This window comes from Roseateles sp. YR242, assembly GCF_900109745.1.
Lineage (GTDB): Bacteria > Pseudomonadota > Gammaproteobacteria > Burkholderiales > Burkholderiaceae_C > Roseateles.
The window spans coordinates 615,670-633,336 of sequence record NZ_FOAV01000002.1 but is presented as its reverse complement, the minus strand read 5'-3'; the positions used below and the strand labels follow the sequence as shown (position 1 = coordinate 633,336).

Here is a 17,667-nt window from a genome sequence, read left to right as displayed (position 1 = left end):
GCGTACGGAGCGCAGGAACCGGAGCGACCTGAAGGTCTTGAGGATTCCGAGCTCCGCCCAACGACGCCACCGGCTCGCGCAGTAGCTTTACTTGGCGATAACGGCGAAGAGGTCTTCTTCGCGCATGACCAGCAGTTCTTCGCCATCGACCTTGACGGCCTGGCCGCTGTACTTGCCAAACAGGACGCGGTCGCCCACGGCCACGTTCAGGGCCACGAACTCGCCCTTGTCATTGCGCTTGCCCGGACCGATGGCCAGCACCTCGCCCTGGTCGGGCTTTTCGGCGGCGTTGTCGGGGATGACGATGCCGGAGGCCGTCTTGGTTTCGTTCTCGAGGCGCTTGACGATCACGCGATCGTGCAGAGGACGCAGTTTCATCTGATCTCCTTGACTTTGTCGGACTTGATGGCAGGGCCGGCTCCGATGGACGCCGCCCGTCACAAGAATGCTGTTAGCACTCGGTTGGGGTGAGTGCTAGCAGGAAGGATTATAGGGACGGGATGTGACGTTTCAAGGGGGGTGTCGACATTCGGCTCACTTGGGAAGTTCGACGTCTAAGTTGAAACTTTCGACCCGGCGGGCTGCGGGGGGGCCTCGTAAGCTCCCCTGTCAAGCAGACAGTTGGATCCTAGAGTCCGCCGCAGTTTTGGTGATCAATCGGGTCATGAACTGCTTGGGCCCCTCACGGGTGGGGCCTACTTTCGCTCGGAAGCCGCCGTTATCTGATCCTGAAATTTGGTCTGCCGCTGCAACCGCTCGGCATCCCTCTTGGAGCGGACTTCGCGCAAAAGGCTCGACACGTCCGCGGAGCTCATCGCATCGACATGTGCCTTAGCTGGGTGATCGTCTGCCAGGACAGGGCGTGAATAGGCCCGGCCGAAGCCATCTCGTACCCAATACCCCATGTCTATAAGCGATCGCCGCAACTCGACATGGTCAATTCTCAGCATGGTGCCCCCTCCGCCGAGCCACTCCTTCAAGGCTTGGTTCGCAGAAGTCTCGGATTGCTCTGCCAGGAGCGGAATTGAGAGTGAGGCATAGGCCAACGTGATTAGCAGGTCACGTTCGGACATGCGACCCAGCGTGACGCCACGCTTAAGAACAAGCGCCTCAAGCGCTTGCAGGGTGGCCCAAGGATTTTGATTGGCTACCACGATTGTTGACTCTTCCGCTTGCGAAAAAACCGGAAAGTACGAAGAAACCCGCGCACAAGCAGATGACCACCTGCATGCTCCATCGATCTAGGGCAGCTCCAAACGTGAGGAACCCGACAGCTTCGGTGATTAGCAAATAGAAGGACTCCACCGCAGCACGATTCTCGCTGTCCACCTCCTGATGAAGGATGCCGTACAGGGCAGTCTCAAGGCTGAAGTGCAACACCCGCGAGTTATTGCTTGATCAGTGGACTGTAGCCTGATGCGATTCGCCGATACCCCGCAGGAGTTCTGCGAAGACCTGAATGGGGCTGCGCCAGTTCAAGGTTTGACGAGGCCGGTTGTTGAGCAAATCAGCAATGGCATCGAGCGCATCTTGGTCGTGCACAGACAAGTCGGTGCCCTTGGGCAGCATTTGGCGCAGCAGTCCGTTGGTGTTTTCACAGGACCCTCGCTGCCAAGGACTGTGGGGGTCGCAGAAGTACACGCGGATGTTGGTGACGCGGGCCAGTTCGCGGTGCCGAGCCATCTCCCCGCCCTGGTCGTGGGTCAGCGTCTGGCGCAACGGCTGAGCGATCTGGTTGAGCTTGGCGGTAAAGGCCGCGAGCGCGGATTCAGCTGTCGCATCGGGCATCTTGGACAACAGCACCAGGCGCGTGCTGCGCTCGACCAACACGCCCACGGCAGAGCGGTTGTTGGCTCCCTTGATCAGGTCTCCCTCCCAGTGCCCAGGCATGACCCGGTCGGCCACCTCAGGGGGGGCACATGGATGCTGACCATCTCCGGAATCTGGCCACGGCGGTCCTCGCCCGCAGAGCGAGGGCGGCGCGTGCCCTTGCCCTGGCCCAAGGCCGATGAGCGCCTTGCGTAGCTCGCCTTTAGGGTACGCATAAATTCGCGTTGTAGATCGTCTCGTGAGACAGATGCAATTCAGGGTTCTCGGGCCACATGCTGCGCAGTGTCCGCGCGATTTGCTGCGGCGACCACAACCACACCAACATGTGCGTCACCAGCGGCCACAGCGGCCTGCCAGGATCCAGCCGAGAAGCAGGCCGAGATGCAACGCGCCGCTGAGTGCTCAAACGCTGTGCGGCGCTCGACGAATAGCCCCACGTCACTGGAATTGCGCCTGACCTCTATGCTCACGGTCGCCGGGCTGCGACCCAAAACCGCTGCGATCTGCCGCCGGCTGAAACCCTTCTGGTGCAGCGCTGCCAGCGTCACTCGGTCTTCAGGCCGCAGTTGCTTGTATCTCGCCGTCATCTTCACACCTTACCGGTTGGCAAGGTGTTGCACTTCAGACTTGAGACTGCCTAGTTTCAGCGGCGGCGACAAAATTTCGGAACTCTGATAGCTCAGGCGCAGCTTGCAGAGAGTATAGGGCGGACTTCATGTCATCAAGGCTTATCCCGAACCGCCCGGCAGCCTCTTCGGAGGATTGTCCAACCAATACGGATAAACCTGCCGGTCCAAAAAACGAGATTTGCTCCAAAATGATTCTTGCCTCGGTACCAAAAAGTCCCAAACTGGTGCAGACTTCACTCACTGACTCCCCGTCGTTGACACGCTTGCCACCTGAGACATATATCGCCAGTTGCTCAAGATGCCCAATTTCTTCGTCTGAAGTGATGCCGTGTGCAACTACTACCTCATTGACCTTGACGCCATCCAGGACCTTAATCGATGCTGGACCCTCCGCTACGACCCGTTCTAGTGAATCTCGCACTGCAGGGTCAGTGATTCCGCGGGCATTGACTGCGTCCCCAATAGGCAGTCCATTCATTATGTCAGGCCACGCGAGAAATTCGCCCACGTAATTTTCCAGGATTCTACGATCCCTAGCATCTTTCACTTGTCGATTGCTGACCACGTTATGAATAGTAATCCCTGAATCTAGGTCGCAAAACGCCGCGTGCAAGTGCGGAAATTCGCCACGCTGCACGGTTGATCGATATCCGTGGGCAAGCTCCTGGACTTCGACTTTGGCCGCATGAGTTGTGATGCCGAGTTCTTGTATCAAATCTTCGGGAGACTTTCCCCCAAGAATTGCCTTTTTCCCCACAATGTTTAGTGCGAAGTCCTCCAGTTGCTCGATCGCGGCAGCGGTCTGAAATCCGTGTTGGCGGACCAGTGCATTGACGCTTGTGCCCTCATTCAGTTGATGTCGGGCCACGAACCTGACGAACGCAATTTCGACCAGTTCCGCTGTCCTTTGATTGAGCTCGAAGTCTGATGCGAGGCTCTTTGGAGAGGCCCCAAGACAAATTGCTAGGCACAGGCGCGTTGAATGCTCTCGAATCAACATGTCGATTCCCAACATCCCAAAGGCCTCCCTCACCCTTAGCTCCGAATGGGTCGTGGAGCACCTCTGTCGAAAATCTTTCAGCGTGGTAAGCAGGAACGGCAAACCTCGCTTAGCATCCAGGCGCGATAGGCTGCACAGTCGGTCACTCAGCCTCGCGAGGAACCTTGCCTGTTCTGCCGGCGAGAGATGATTCAAGTTAGGATCCGATTCGGATGTCGGATGCAGCACCTTCATGAAGTCAAGGACCGTAGTTATTGTGGAGATCCGCAGCTGAAGCGCTTGAGCCGTCCACAACATGCTGGTATGGCTCTTTACCGCAGAAGACACTCGTTTTAACCGCGTGAGTTCGATGAGCGGCAAATATTGTGCAATCGCCCCCACCATTTCAATGGGCAGCCGCGACGACCAGCCGGGAGCAATGCTTGGCCCTTGGCGTGGGGCGATCTGGGTGGTGGCACCAGCCGTGGCTCCAGGCGCCACGGACGTGTTCATCGCGCTCGTCCCTGCCCGGGTTCCTTCAAGATCTGACATCGCATTCCTTCAGTTAATACCAATGCGTCTAGCATTCAGGCAACTAGGTGTCAGATCGGCGAGCGTAATTCCCTTCCGTTATCAAATCATTGATAAGCCGGGACTGACCCCAAGTGGCATGGGACAATCCCTAAATGGAGCGTCCTCGAATGGCCCCTTAAGAGGCGGCACACGCGCTTTTCGGCGCTCACTACCAGTGCTTCGTCGGAGGTGGCGCGCGTCAAGGTAGTTGTTACCTCGGTCAGGAAGGCCGATGCTCATGGCTGAAGTAGCGGATGCCGCTATGCGTTGCTCGACGTTGTACCAACCACGAACTCAGCAGCCCGACTGCGAGCTGCAGCGAGCTCGTGGGCTGCGCTGATGCGTCCTTCATCGCCGCCTCCTGTTCTGGATTTATCGAGGCGACAGCTATTACGGCGGGGGGAGGAACCAAGCGTTGCCGACGGCCACCAAAGCGCTGCTAATCGTTGCTAATGCTGAATCCGCCATCGAAAGGGGACCCTTGCGAACACCATCTCCCGCCTCCGCCCAGCAAGCACTGACGCTGAGTGACCAACAGAGGTCGGATTCACCAAGCACCACCGCCCACAATGGCATAAAAAAGCTAGACACGAGTCAGCAACTACATCCGGAACCATTGGCGGCCGAAGAGGTCGCCACCATTCCTGGTGCCAGGAACTTTAAATCCGAGATCCAGCATGGCACCGCGGCGTCTGCCCTGAAAGCAATCTTCAAATGGGGGCCTGACTCGCGACGCTTGCAGTCAAAGCCTGTAGGCCAGCCCCTGCGCTCTCCCGCCAGCACTGGGGCAACGCTCGCGCGGTCGCCAACATTGGTGCCGATACGCTTTCGGTTTAGGTGGCGGAGTAAGACGCCAGGCCTCAGTGTTGAGGCAGCATCCCATGCGCCGGCCTCCGGCGCGAAGCCGGCTTCAAAACATGAAACCGTGGCAGAGATCGAAGCACGCCTGCGCGAGGTCGGACGCATAAGCGCTCGTCACGTCCTCGTCAACGTGAATCACGACGGCAACTGTTTCTTCCACGCGCTCATTCGCGTTGCAGGGCCAGATGTCAGAAATGCAGTCATAGGACGTTTTCAGATAGACACCTTGACGGTTCCCCCCATTCGTCAAGCACTCGCCGAGGCGGTGCTTGACCATTTCATCGCTCTCAATGAAAAGCCAGAGCGCGATAAAGAACTATCCCTCAAAAGCGATCCACTGGCAGAGATCTTGTCTGCCATGAGTGATTTGAAGCCTTCCACGTCTGGCGACGAAGAAGGGTTGCTGCTGGCTGAGCAGGACCGTGCGAAGTATCGGAAGCTTCAGCCCTATCAACAGGCGGTCGTAGAGAGCCTTGCCAGGAACCATTCCTGGGGTTGGGAAGCGCATGCACTGACGCCTTTCATTGCATGCATGCTGTTGCGTGTGCGTATCGCCATCATTCCCGAAAGCGCTGACACCCAGGGCAGGCGCATCTTGATGCCGACCCAATATTTCCCTGATGCTACGGGGCCTGCGGTGCTGCTGTACAGCCGCGACGTTCCAGGTCAACCTGCGCATTACATGGCGGTGGTGGACCCTTCGGAGTTGCAACGGGAGAAGTCGTAGTCGAGCAAAATGGAATGACCCGGTCCGGGGCTGTCTGAATTTCTGTGTTCGAGGCTCCATACAGGGCTCGCCGATTCAGACGAGCCCACGCCGCATAAATCGGTGCCGTACTGCTCGGCCAGGAAACCCTGAATCTCCCGCACCGTCATGCCGCGGGCGTACATGGCCACGATCTTGTCGGCAAAGCCTGTGAAGCGGCGCTCAAGCTTGGGGATGGAGATCGGCTCGAAGTGGCCGGCGCGGTCCTGTGGCACTTCGCTGCGCAGCGGGCCGTCCTCGGTCAGTTTCTCTATGAGTTCCTTAGGGATGGACGGCGGCGCCGTCGTACCGGCCGCAGCCGGCTTCTTCTGGCTTGGCATAGATGCTTCTGGTCGTCATGCCATGCCTCGCGCACAAAAATCCTGACAGGCTCCCCGGTGCAAGGTTTTTGAGCCTACATGAGCTATTTCGACGTCACTCCCTCGCGCGCATCCCTCAACTCGGCCTAATGACCACGCACTAATGTCTGCGGCCCTCCCGGAACCGCGCCTACTCTGGCTACACCCATCACGACTTGTGACTGATGAGGAGCTTGACGCATGGCTTCAGAAATTGCCCGACCCAATTCAGCTGGCTCACAACGCCCTTCACTGGGTATCGCGGCGCAGCGTATGGGGATATTGCGTTCGTCCCTGCCCGCGCAAGCACTTCACCCGTCAGACGTGCGGCCCGCCATGGGCCCTCCGCCAGCTATCCGCGGGGTACGCAGGGACGCCGCGACCATTCAAAAGGAGTTCCAACAGTTCAGGCGAGAGGTCACGGAATTGCTGGAACAGTTGCCGGCCGAGACTGGCGAACGATTGCGTGCCGCGCTGAACGAAGTTCGTGATTTCAGCCAGTTGCATTCGCTGATGGATCAACTGATGGAAATGTTGACCGGGGCAGGTGCAAAGGGGAGCCGATTGACTTCGACCGAGGACACGTCCTCTTGTCTGCGTGGCGCTGTCCATTGGGTGAAACCCCTCGTTTTCTCCCTTTTCGCGGGCGTGGCGATGACGGCGGCTTGGTACGCGCATACCGCCATCCCCAGGAATCGGATCGCTGGGCCGACCACCCCCGGACTCGTTGTGCACGAACGTAAGGTCGGAATCAGTTGGGCGATGGCGCTGGCGGAGTACCCTTTCGTGATTCTCGCGGCTCGCTCCGCGCAGGCGTCCGGCATTGCGCTGAGCAAGTTGCGCGCGCCCATTGAGCTCATCAACCTGAGCTGCTTCCTGGTGTTCTTGACGGCCGTGAAGAAGGAGCCCACCGACTGGCGGCATTGGTCGGGCTTGGCGGCTTCCACGGTCGGGACGCTCACGATGGTCGTCCCCAGTTGCGGTGCAGCGCCAGGGCCGAAGGCGGGCCACATCGCCGGCGCTGGGGGCCGGAAGATCGCCGCCGCACATCGTATGTTCCACGCCGCGCTGAACCGCGCTTCTCAGCAGCGGCAGCACCTCGGGATCATTGAACGTGAATTGCGGGGGCTCATGGAAGGGCACCTGGACCGGGAGCACTGTGCGCCAGCAACGGATCAAGCCCGAAAACTATTGGAAATTGCGAATGGCATTGAGCGGGCGATGCAGGACCAGGGTGAAGAGATAGAAGCTGCCCATGCGTCCACCAGACATTGGTCACGCAATTCATTGAAGTATTTGTTCCTGGGAATTGCCGCCGCCGTGATGGCGGGGAGCCTGACGGGCGCCCTTGCTGTCAAGGACGACCGGGCGCGTGCCGCGCTCTATGGCGTCGTGGCGGCTGGGATCAAGACTGTGGCGTGGTATGGGCACACCCTTATCCCTCCAACGCTCAAGCCATCACACGCAATTTCCTGGCAGCGGCCGGCGCTGAAGTCAGCCGGGGCCGCGTTCGAGGACATCGTCCTGGGCTACGTGACTGCCCATTTTGAGTATCAATCCCTGGTCAAGGCCAACAGCCTTGCTAACCTCGCAGAGGTGCGGAGTGGTCTCGCCGCGGCAGATCTGTGCTTTGCGGTCGGCGTTCTGGCGACGGTGAAGGGGGAACCGTTTGGTTTGAGACAAGGGGTGGCGTTGGTGCTGGCCGGGTTGGGCGTTGCCTTGGCGAATCTGCCGATACATGCCTCGCGTGAACGGGTCTCTCCGGGAGCAGGATCTCATTGAGCCACGGTGTCCTGTTCCGTACCGTTGCGCTGAGCCACTCCAGAAAGAGCATGGAACGATTCAAGCGGCCAGGCCACCCACTTGGCATTAGCATTTTCCAGCATGACAACTCATGGATATCCGTCCTACACACCAGTTAAGCGGAGCGCCTCCTGCCTACGGCCCGCGCCCCCCAGACCACATCAGGCCATCGGCGTCCGCCGTGCCGCTGATGCCCTCCAGCGGCACGGCGCCCGCCATCAGTTATCGCGTTGCAGAGGGGCAGTCCACGGCCCGTATTGAGCAAACGCAGGAAACGGAGGTGGAAGGACCTCCTGCTTACGCGCCAACGCTCCGTAGACGGACGCTCCGCTCATTATTTTCGGACCCAGACAAGCTTCAGCGGGAATTTCTCGAGGCTGCTGAACGTGTCGATGTAGGCCAGCTCTCGAGCTTGGTGACCCGCGGTGCGAACGTTAACGTCCTCTCCGTCGAGAACCGCAGCAACGCTTTGCACAAGGTGTTCAAGCACGCGACCAGCGCATCAGCGGCGGAAAAGCAAAAGGTCCTAATGGCCATTGGATTGTTGCTTCGAGAACACGTCAACATGTATAGCCTCGACGTCAACGGCAACACGCCTCTCCTGATCGCGGAGGAGAAGGGCTGGTTAAGAGATCAGGAAATGTGTAGGGTGCTGACGCAGTATCACATCAGCTTCGATGAGGCCACGTTGCGCGGTATGCAGCAGCACCGCCAAGCCCGGGCCGATCAGCGCGTAGCAGCAGCCGATGCAGAATTGCGTGAGCGGCTGCGGAGCTCCGGTCTGGAGTGATCTCGCAAGCCCATTCCTTCCCGCGGGCCAGACGCAACGATAGGGCAGCGTCCGCGATCAGGTGGCTCGGTTTGTGCGAGTACTGGCGTTTCTGGAGTGCTGGATCTTGCGGCGCTCGCGGCGTAGTACGCCATGGATGGTGACGACACACTCTGGAGGCCGCGGCGCTGCTACTGCACACGCCTTGCTTTGCACCAGGCATTGAACTTCGAGGCCAGCGTTGAAGATGTCGCCGCCAGGCCCCGGGCCCTATCCGATGACGCGCGCTGCTACCGCCGGTCCAGTTCGAAATAGGTGACCTTGCTGCCGCCCTGGGCGCTCTTGGCATAGTTGCCGACCTCGAAGTAGAAGCTGCCGGGATCCAGGCGGGAGTCCAGCGTAATGTGCTGCCGACCACCCCCGGCGTTGATGTCCACGCCGCAGCCCGAAGTCAGGTCCAGGCGGTAGGAGGCCCGCGGGTTCATCGGTACGTTGGAGGCAATGAGAACACCACGTCGGTTGCCCGTGGCATCCATGACGCCGGCCGCGATATTGCCTATGCCATTGCCTTTGCCCTGAAAGAACAACTCGATCGGCGTTTCGTGGCGACGATCTTGTAGTTCTTGTAGTTCTTGTAGTTCTTGTAGTTCTTGTTGTCGATGTCGCAGTGGAACACGGCACCGACGGTGCCAATGATGCTTATGGGGAACCCCTTTCCTGTCGAGCTGGTCTCACAATGCGTGGAAGGGGCTCCCCGAAAGGTTGCATCGCCTTGCGACGACCTCAATCCAGCGTGATCTTCGCCGCGTCCACGATGTCCCGATAGACCTGCGCCTGGCTCTTGACGAAAATGCCCAGCGATGCGCCGTTCATCGGTGCGAGCGTAATGCCATATTCAGCCAGCTTGGTCTTGACGGCGGGTTGAGCGAGCGCGGCCTGCAGTGCCTTTTCGTAGCTGGCCGCAATGGCGGCTGGCGTACCCTGCTTGACGAACAGCCCTTGCCACAGTGGCAACGAGACATCGTTGAAGCCGGCCTCCTCTCCGATGCGCTTGACGTTGGGCAGGCTCGACACCCGGTCTGCGTCGGAGACCGAGATCGCCTTGATCTTGCCTTCCTTCAAAAATGGCAGTGCGGTGGACATCACGAGGACGGCGCCATCCACTTGCTGGCCGACGAGATCATTGACGATCTGCGCACCGCCGCGATAAGGCACATGAGTCATGGTCAACCCACCTTGCTTGTTGATCAATGCGCCATACAGGTGCTGCATCGTGCCGACGCCGGGTGTTGCAAAGTTAAAGCGAAGACCCTCCCCAGCCTTGCGCCCCGCCGTCATCAGGTCCGTGAGCGAGGTGTACTTCGAGTTGGATGGCACGGCAAAGATCATGGGTACCGTGCTGATCCGCCCCAGGGGCACGAGGTCTGCGTCCCATCGATGCTTCACCTTGGGGTTGACCATGGGGATCAACACTGTGTCCGTGCCGCCCATGTAGAGGAACTGGCCATCCGCCGGCGAGTTCATCATTTTGGTGAGCGCCATCATCCCGCTGGCACCGGCGATGTTCTCCACGATGACCTGGCGGCCGAGCTGCTTGCTGACTTCTGGAGCCACCACACGGGCCACCAAGTCGGCGCTGCCACCCGCCGAATAGCCGACGAGCAGCGTCAAGGCGCTGTTTGAGGCCGACCAGGCGCCGGTTGAGGCACAGGCCGCCGCGGCGGCGAGAGACAGGCGCAACAGGGATCTGCGATTCATTAGTAGACCTTTCAGAACGTGTGTTTGAAGCCGGCATCGAAGGCCGTGGTGCGGGAGAAGCTGTCGCGCTTGGCGCTGCCAAGGTTGGCGTAGAGCAGGCTGCGTTTGGACAAGTCATACTCGACGCCAGTGCCGACCATCGCGGCGTCCCGGCTGTCAGCGGGACGAAGCTTGCCGTAGGACCCATAGGCGCGGCCGAAACTCAGCGGCACGCGGACGGCCAGCGCGTAGGAGGTCGCATCTCCGGCCAATCCTCCCCGCGCGCGGCTGTAGGTGGCAGTGGGGAATACAACCCCGAAGTCATAACCGGCCGCCACGATGGACATGTTGTTGCGACTGTCCATCCGGTCGGTGCCAGCCGCCAGCCACACCGGGCCGTCCCGGTACTGGATGTTGGCGGAGTCATTTCGTTTGCGTGCGCGTTCACCCAGGGCCGTGGCCACCTCGACGCTCATTCCCTTCCAGGTCGGTGACTTATAGCCCACGCTGTTGGACCAGCGGTTGTTGGAGGCTTCCACACTCGCCGCCACGGCCGTGTAGTTCGCATAGGTGTAGGTGGTGCCCAACTGGCCGACATAGCTCAGCGCGGTCGGGTCGGCAAAGAGCGCAATCCAGTACACCGGTGAATATTCGCGTCCTGTGTACACCTCGCCCCATTGCTTGTCACCGATGGCCACGACGGAGCGGCCGAGCCAGAACACATTGGGGTTGCTGGGGGTCCCCGTGTCCAGGGCGACGCGGTGCTCCATCTGGAAGCGTGCGTAGGAGCCACCCCCTAGTTCCTCGCGACCACGGAATCCCAGTCGCGAAGTGTTGCCGGCCTTGATCGTCCAGATGTCGGGCGCCGCGCGCCCCGGCAGCATGGCGCCCGCAGTAGTGCCGCGGTTCGCCTTGGTGATGCCTTGGTCGATGATGCCGTAGATCGTGAGCGAAGACTGGGCCTGCGCCCAGTCTCCGCAAGTCAGCAGGGCCAGACCGCCAATGCAGGTCAGTCGCCTGGTAAGCGCATTGTTCAATGGTGTCTCCTGATGTTTTGATACGCCTCTGCGCGCCGCCTAAGTGTATTGTATGTAATGTAGCAACACACATATGCGATACACTTCGAGCCAGTTCACGCAAGGCATCGGTCCGACGGACCGAGCGCGTGACCCAGGAAGACACCGCTATGTTTGACCGGACCGCCCACGTCGGCATGTTTGAATCGTTCATCACCGCCCACTGGTTTCATTCGAAAGTGAAGGCGATATGGAGCGACCGGGCCACACTCCAGGCCTGGTTGACGGTGGAGTCTGCCCTGGCGCATGCCCAGGCGCGGAGCGGCTTGATTCCGGAAGAGGCCGCGAGAGTGATCGAGACCCGCGCCGACGCGTCCTTGTTCAACATTAGCCAGCTGGCGGAGCAAATCGCTTTTGCCCAGCATCCGCTGGTACCTGTTCTGCATCAGCTCGAGACCCTATGCGGTGAACCGGCCGCAGGCTACATTCATTGGGGCGCGACGACGCAAAACATCTTTGATACCGCCACCTCGCTGCAGATGATGCAGACGCATTGCTGCTTGGTGGCTGATGTGGATGCTGCCATTGCCGCACTTTCCACGCTGGCGGAGACACATCGCGACACGCCGATGGCGGGGCGCACGCATGGACAGCATGCACTGCCCATGACCCTGGGCTTCAAGCTCGCAGGGTGGATCGCCGAACTCGCCCGCGACCGGCAACGGCTGGACGAGCGGGTCGCCAGTTCGTTCACGGTGAGTATGGGCGGCGCGATTGGCACCTATGCCGCGACCGGGGCGCCGGGGCGGGAGGTGGAGGCTCGCCTGGCCGAGCGGCTAGGGCTCCAGCCGAGCGTGGTGCCGTCACGATCTTCCTTCGATCGAGTGGCCGACTATGTCAACTCGCTAGGATTGCTGGCGGGCACGGCGCAGCGGATCGCGCAGGAAATGATCTTCCTTCAGCGGACCGAGATCGGCGAGGTGTCCGAGGCCTTCCATCTGGGCAAGGTGGGCAGCTCCACCATGGCCCAGAAGCGCAATCCCACCACGGCGCAGCTCTTGTCGAGCCTGTCGCGCATGCTGCGTGCGCGGGTACCGGTGGCCCTGGAGTCGATGGTGCGGATGGACGAAGGGGACGCGGCCGTCACCAATGTCACCGACACCCTGATGCCGGAAATCGCCATCCTGGCCGCGTCGATGGCGCAGACCCTGCGGCGACTGGTGGAGGGCTTGACCGTGCATCCCGGCGCCCTGGCGCGCAATCTTTCGCTGACCGACGGGCTGATTGCCTCGGAGGCCGCGATGATGCGCCTGACGTCATTGATCGGACGGCATCACGCGCACCATGTCCTCTACGACGCGGTACATCAGGTGGACGCCACCGAGAGCGACCTGTTGGAGCGTATCGCACGGCATCCTCTGCTGGCAGGTCAATCGCTTCCGGACGGCTTCGCAGCCGCGTTGGACCCAGCCGCCTACACCGGCGAGTCGGCGGCGATCGTCGAAGACGTCATACGGCAGGTGAGAGGCGAGCGCGGTTGAAGAACTGTCCGTCTGTACTCGCGAGTCGCGAGGTCAGGCGGTCTGGCGCGGAAGGGCTCGCCGGGCGCGGGCGGGCGCCGCGATGGACTGCCCTGCGCGGGTTCGCACTGGTACCAGCCGGACACCAAAGGGCGCGCCGGGACTGGCCCAGCGCTCGGTCACCGCCGCATGCAGGGCCGCGATCTGGTCCTCGATGCTTGCACCGACGACATCGAAGAAGTGGGCGTGCTCATTGGGAAGGTCAGGTCTCGCGAGCAAGGCGACGCTCAGATCCCTGGGCACCGAGATGCCGCGCGATTCCAGCTGTGCTCGCCACCCGGCGCTGTCCTCGATGCCCCACGCCACGAGTCCGGTAAACGGCAATCGCCCCTGGCGCGAAAGCAGTTCCGCCAGGTGCTCCACCAGGGCCGTGGCATACGCTTCGTCCGGCAGCAGGGGCAGGGCAATTTCGGTCAGCGAGATTCCCGGCCAGTCCTGGGCAAGATGGGATAGCCGTCGCCGAGCCAATTGGACGGACAGGAGGGGATGGGAGGTCGTGGCGAAGGCGATGTGTTGATGCTGACGCTGTTTCAGCAAACCGACCGCGATGGCCAGGGGCTCCGACCATTCGGTGCCCACGGCCTCCACATCGGCGCCGGCCAGAGAAGCGCCATCGATCGCGACGACGTCGGTCTTCTCCCGTAGCGCCGCGAGCAGCGCGATCGGGATTGTCCTGAACGTCGATTGCACGACGCAGGCATCAAAGCGCGGCAAGCCCTTCAGCACGGTCAATGCGTGCAGGGGGTCGTTGTAGGCCACCTCCAGAACCTGATGGCCGTCTGCGGAAAACCGGCGCTGCAGGCCTTCCACGAGGAGGCGACCCCGAGCGACGCTGACGGATCGACGAAGCAGCAGGATCGCTCGAGGTCCATTCGCAGGCCCGGTCGATGCGGTGCCATGTTGTCCCGCCGCGCCTGCGCCGGTCGTGCGTCGTTGCATGGAATGCACGGGCTCTATGGTGGTGGAAGTCCCCGAAGGCGCTCGGCTCAGAAAATAGGTGCCCCGCCCCACCTGCGACTCGATCAATCCGAGCGCCTTGAGTTCCTGGAAGGCGCGCTGCACCATGGCCTGCGATGCGCCGAAGCGCCGCATCAGTTCGCGGATCGTGGGCAGTTGCTGGCCAGGCTCCGCATCCGCCGACAGTTGTTCGAGGTGGCGGAGCAGTGCATTGGGGGAAGCGTTCATCCCGATACAATACACCAGAGTGGGGCGTATTGGATCGATGCAGCAGACGGAACTCGGACGTGCTGCCCATCACCTATTGAGCTCTTTCAAGGAGTTCAATATGGACAAGGTCACTGACGTTTTGCAAAGTGCCTGGCTCTCTCTGCCCCCTATCAGCAGGCTCACTGGTATTCGAGGCCTGCGTGCGCCAAGTCTGACACCCGGGAGCGCCGCGGAATCAACCGCCGTGCGCAGCCATGAGGCGGGCGGGGCCGCCATCCCGCTGGAGGTCCTCAAAATCAGTGAGGATCGCGGAGCGCCGTCCCTGCGTCCGGATCAGAACGCCCTGGACATCATTAGACAATTCTCCGACCCTATCGAAGGCCTCACCGCCTTGCGGCATGCGATGAGGCACCTTTCTCTTCAGAGAAAGTCTGCCTTGCTAGGGCATTTCGTCGCGAGGCTGAAGGCGGGGGAGTTGCCCCTGCAGCATCATGAACGCATCGCGATCTACTGGAACTTCAGCGATCTACCGTGGCCGGCTGAAGCGGCCTGCTACTTGACTCAAAAACTGTTGTACACGCCACCGGCGCTGGAGGCGATCTGGGATCGGCGTAAGCAAGGAATTCTCAGTGAGGAGACAGTCCAGGCGCAGTGAGGAACCTTCGCTGCCTGCGCACGTGCTCCAACGCAGGAGGCGTTGGAGCAGGTGGCGCGTTGCAACCCTGCGCCAGCACGCTCAGCCACCCGCTTGCATCTGACGGGCGCGTGACATGACGGCGCTCGCATACGCGTCGGCATGAATCTCACGTCCGTAGGAGTCCGTGGCGCCGGGATGCCAGTTGTCGCCACCGTTGTACTTCTGAAGCATGTTCTGAATGCTCCCGCCCTTGTCCCTCAGGATGACCGCAGCCATCTCCACTTGGTCACGCGGATTGCCGTGGTCATACCCGTGGCCCATCTGCTCGCGGAACTTGGCCATATAGCCGCTGCGGGTGCCGGGCTCGACTTGCATGAGGCCATCCCCCGCGCTCGGACTGCCCTGCAGGCCACGGCCGAAGTTGCTCTCCCGCTCCATCTGTGCGGCCAGGATGTAGGGGCTGATGTTGGTCTTCTGACCAGCCTCCACGCAGTAATCCCAGAGTTCCTTGGGCATGCCCTCGGGTGTGCGTCCCGAGGACGCACCGCTGGTTCCGCCATCGCCGTTGACGCCGGAGCCCTCGCTCCCGGTGCTGGCGCCTGGCGCTTGCTGCCCCCCTCCGCCGGGGATGGGAGGCGCGTTGGGGCCCACGGGCTGCGCCGGCGTTCCTGCAGGACGGCCGCTGGGGTCGTTCTCCAGCTTGAAGTTCTGCCAGTTGCTGATGCGAACGCCCTGGCCAGCGGCGATCTTGTCGGGATCAGTGACCAGCTTGGACGTGTTTTTTCCGGTGACCTCATAGACACCTTGATCCAGATCGCAGTAATAAACCGTGCCGATTTCACCCTCGACGACTTGCACTCTGCCAACCATGGCTTCTGCTCCGATTGAAATAAGGTCATGGGATGGGTGGCAGAGCGGGCGGGAAAGTTGCATCAATCTGGCTGGGTGGGAACTGCCCCGGCAAGCCGTGAAAATCCTCGGTGCGCCTTGCCTGCCAACCAGCCCACCGCGAGCCCAGAGGGAGCGGACAGAGTGTTCCCCAACGCGGTCAGCACGGCCGCGCCTTGCATGGCCGAGGCCCAGGTCTTTTCCATCGGGTCATGCTTGACTTGGTTGTAGGCCCACACGCCGGTCATCGCCAGGCTGAATCCGCAATACTGTCCGAAGTCGTCTTCGGAAACTTCCAGCCGGGTGTGCGGGTCGGCGGCGTTCATCGCCATCACAAGAAAGACGAACGCGGCATTCGCGACGAGATCAACGAAGCCTATGGTGTTGTCCTTGAGGAAGGCCGCCGGCGCCACACAGACGCCCAGCGCAAATACGGCCAAGGCCGCTTTGGCCACCCATTGATCGTTCGCGCGCGACTCGACGGGAATGCCGAGCACCAAACCGATGCTTTCATTCAGCCGGCCGAAACTGCCTTCGACGGTGCCAAACAGCTTGGCGCTGCTGTCGCTGAGTGTCCCCAGCTTCTGCATCTCACGGCCCAGATGCCGCACCCCGTGGCTGGCGCGTTCGGACACTTTGAGCAGATACTGCAGCGCGTCCTGCACCTCTGATGGCAGGTCCTCCACCTTCAGCGCCCCGGCAGGCGGACGAGCCATCGTGCGCCGGGCGTCCCGCATCAAGGCATCGCGCAGACTGCCGAGCCGTCGCAGCGCCCGATCCCCAAGGGTTTCCCGTCCCTGCAGGTTAGGAGCGGCATGACCGTAGAAGAGCTTGTTCAGCAGGCGCGACAGGTCCTTGTGATGGAAGGCGAGCATCGCGGAGATCACCGAGGCGACACCCACGAACGTCAGGTAGGGCGCAGCGCTGGTGCTTCGCTCCAGGCGGTCCCGTGCCGGGCCGGGCGGCATTAACGCGCCAATCAAGTGGATGGCGAACAGCAGGCTCTGCTGCGTGTTGATCAGATCGCGGCCGATGAAGTGGTCGGCGACTTGCCAGGCATGCGTGGTGGCGCGCCGCCCCAGACCGATGGCCCGCACGGCACTCTTGCCGGACACGGCCACGTACAGCGCCGTCGTCTTGCGTTGGGGCTCCATGAGTGGCACGCCGAGAAAGATGAACGTGTTGACCGCCCGCACGGTGCTCAGTGCCGCGATGCGCGAGGTCAATGAGGCGTCGTGCGCAAAGTCGGCCAGGTTCCAGTCCGCTTCCCTCCATCGCGCCTTCAGCGCTTTTGCCAAGGGCGGCGGCAGGCGAGACTCGTTCTCCTCGATGACGACCCGCATGTGGTCGATCACATCGCGAGCGCCTGTCAGCGCCCAACGAACGTTGGGGTCGCGGCGAATCCTGTCGTCATCGCGAGTCGTGAGTGCCCGCACGAAGTCCAGGTTGCCCAACACCTTTTGCAGGACCTGTACACAGGCGTGGCGCTGCGGTGACGCTGGCGCCAGGTCGATGACGGTATCCAGGCGAAGGAGCATCTCCGCGACGACGGCAGGGTTGCGGGAGTGAGTGGGCTCGGTGGGACTCGCCACCGCTTGGGAGGCCACCGTGCCGATTGAATGGTCGTGCGACGGCCCATCGCCTTCGGCCGTGGGCATCGTGATGAGCTGTGCCAGCGGCTCCTCACCCCCCAATGGCGGTTTGGGGGCGCCTGCAGGAGCCGCCGGGACGGCCGCTGCCGGCAAGGCGTCAGGTGGGGTCACCCGGACGGCGGCGGGTGCCAGCGCAATGACAGGCGCGCCCGAAGACGAGTGTGCGTGCATGAGGTCTTGCGTGTGCGTGGAGACGATGGTGCGCAGTTCGACGGACGATGCGCGTGCAAGAGGCAAGGCTGACATGGAGCAGATCCTTTCGATGTTGAGCGGCCGGGCGGCTTGGTCCCGTTGGGTGGCGCAGACCTGCACCTCGTCACAGCCGGGCTTCGAAGTTCCGCGCCGATCGATGTCCGCATTCCTTCGGGAACTGACCGTTCTCTCAAAACCTGGGAAGTGCTCAAACGCTTGACTCGAAGGTTTGAGCGGCGGTGGGGTGGGC

General features: G+C 61.5%; 14 protein-coding genes and 2 pseudogenes. 5 read left to right on the top strand and 11 right to left on the bottom strand.

Translation table 11 applies throughout. The annotated features are described in order from the left end of the window. Window positions 1-87: 87 nt before the first annotated feature. The 4 genes and pseudogenes from BMY53_RS06425 to BMY53_RS06405 form a co-directional block, all read right to left on the bottom strand. Window positions 88-378, bottom strand: a complete 291-nt coding sequence (locus BMY53_RS06425) for a co-chaperone GroES (protein WP_092944789.1) — start codon at window positions 376-378, stop codon at window positions 88-90. A gap of 317 nt (window positions 379-695) precedes the next feature. Further along, a complete protein-coding gene (locus BMY53_RS06420; protein ID WP_143073960.1) occupies window positions 696-1,154 on the bottom strand; it encodes a DUF2087 domain-containing protein in 459 nt (152 codons plus the stop codon). Between the two features lie 244 nt (window positions 1,155-1,398). Continuing rightward, window positions 1,399-2,417 (bottom strand): annotated as a pseudogene (locus tag BMY53_RS06410) (IS30 family transposase). 34 nt (window positions 2,418-2,451) lie between these two features. Beyond that, the gene (locus BMY53_RS06405; RefSeq protein ID WP_092944783.1) at window positions 2,452-3,951 is read right to left on the bottom strand and encodes a hypothetical protein; all 1,500 of its coding nucleotides are present in this window, start codon (window positions 3,949-3,951) and stop codon (window positions 2,452-2,454) included. 985 nt (window positions 3,952-4,936) lie between these two features. On the opposite strand from BMY53_RS06405, the gene BMY53_RS26170 reads away from it, so the two are divergent. Continuing rightward, a complete protein-coding gene (locus BMY53_RS26170; protein WP_218151186.1) occupies window positions 4,937-5,599 on the top strand; it encodes an OTU domain-containing protein in 663 nt (220 codons plus the stop codon). Between the two features lie 95 nt (window positions 5,600-5,694). Here the strand turns inward: BMY53_RS26170 and BMY53_RS06395 are convergent. Beyond that, a pseudogene (locus BMY53_RS06395) lies at window positions 5,695-5,958 on the bottom strand (transposase); the annotation flags it as partial. Window positions 5,959-6,177: 219 nt separating this feature from the next. Between BMY53_RS06395 and BMY53_RS06390 the strand changes: the two are divergent. Further along, window positions 6,178-7,758 (top strand): DMT family protein, encoded by a 1,581-nt coding sequence (locus BMY53_RS06390; protein WP_143073957.1) that lies wholly within the window; start codon window positions 6,178-6,180, stop codon window positions 7,756-7,758. Window positions 7,759-7,960: 202 nt separating this feature from the next. Further along, on the top strand, window positions 7,961-8,569 hold the full coding sequence (locus BMY53_RS06385; RefSeq protein WP_143073956.1) for an ankyrin repeat domain-containing protein: 609 nt from the start codon (window positions 7,961-7,963) through the stop codon (window positions 8,567-8,569). Window positions 8,570-8,838: 269 nt separating this feature from the next. Here the strand turns inward: BMY53_RS06385 and BMY53_RS06380 are convergent, their stop codons facing one another. The 3 genes from BMY53_RS06380 to BMY53_RS06370 form a co-directional block, all read right to left on the bottom strand. Then, window positions 8,839-9,084 carry a polysaccharide lyase family 7 protein gene (locus BMY53_RS06380; RefSeq protein ID WP_143073955.1) on the bottom strand — a complete coding sequence of 82 codons (246 nt, stop codon included), beginning with the start codon at window positions 9,082-9,084 and terminating at the stop codon, window positions 8,839-8,841. A gap of 247 nt (window positions 9,085-9,331) precedes the next feature. Continuing rightward, window positions 9,332-10,306 (bottom strand): Bug family tripartite tricarboxylate transporter substrate binding protein, encoded by a 975-nt coding sequence (locus BMY53_RS06375; RefSeq protein ID WP_092944773.1) that lies wholly within the window; start codon window positions 10,304-10,306, stop codon window positions 9,332-9,334. Window positions 10,307-10,317: 11 nt separating this feature from the next. Beyond that, complete coding sequence (locus BMY53_RS06370) at window positions 10,318-11,322, bottom strand: porin (protein ID WP_092944771.1); 1,005 nt, start codon at window positions 11,320-11,322, stop codon at window positions 10,318-10,320. Between the two features lie 128 nt (window positions 11,323-11,450). Between BMY53_RS06370 and BMY53_RS06365 the strand changes: the two genes are divergently transcribed. Further along, a complete protein-coding gene (locus BMY53_RS06365; RefSeq protein WP_255370055.1) occupies window positions 11,451-12,842 on the top strand; it encodes a class-II fumarase/aspartase family protein in 1,392 nt (463 codons plus the stop codon). A 33-nt stretch (window positions 12,843-12,875) separates the two neighbouring features. On the opposite strand, the gene BMY53_RS06360 is transcribed toward BMY53_RS06365, so the two are convergent. Further along, window positions 12,876-14,066 carry a GntR family transcriptional regulator gene (locus BMY53_RS06360; RefSeq protein ID WP_092944767.1) on the bottom strand — a complete coding sequence of 397 codons (1,191 nt, stop codon included), beginning with the start codon at window positions 14,064-14,066 and terminating at the stop codon, window positions 12,876-12,878. A gap of 100 nt (window positions 14,067-14,166) precedes the next feature. Between BMY53_RS06360 and BMY53_RS06355 the strand changes: the two genes are divergently transcribed. Then, entirely contained in the window at window positions 14,167-14,703 is a 537-nt protein-coding gene (locus BMY53_RS06355; RefSeq protein WP_143073954.1) for a hypothetical protein, read from the top strand. Window positions 14,704-14,784: 81 nt separating this feature from the next. On the opposite strand, the gene BMY53_RS06350 is transcribed toward BMY53_RS06355, so the two are convergent. Next, window positions 14,785-15,555: a transglycosylase SLT domain-containing protein gene (locus tag BMY53_RS06350; protein ID WP_177200761.1), complete on the bottom strand. Its 771-nt coding sequence runs from the start codon at window positions 15,553-15,555 to the stop codon at window positions 14,785-14,787. A gap of 62 nt (window positions 15,556-15,617) precedes the next feature. Beyond that, window positions 15,618-17,027: a hypothetical protein gene (locus BMY53_RS06345; RefSeq protein WP_143073953.1), complete on the bottom strand. Its 1,410-nt coding sequence runs from the start codon at window positions 17,025-17,027 to the stop codon at window positions 15,618-15,620. Between the last annotated feature and the right edge of the window lie 640 nt (window positions 17,028-17,667).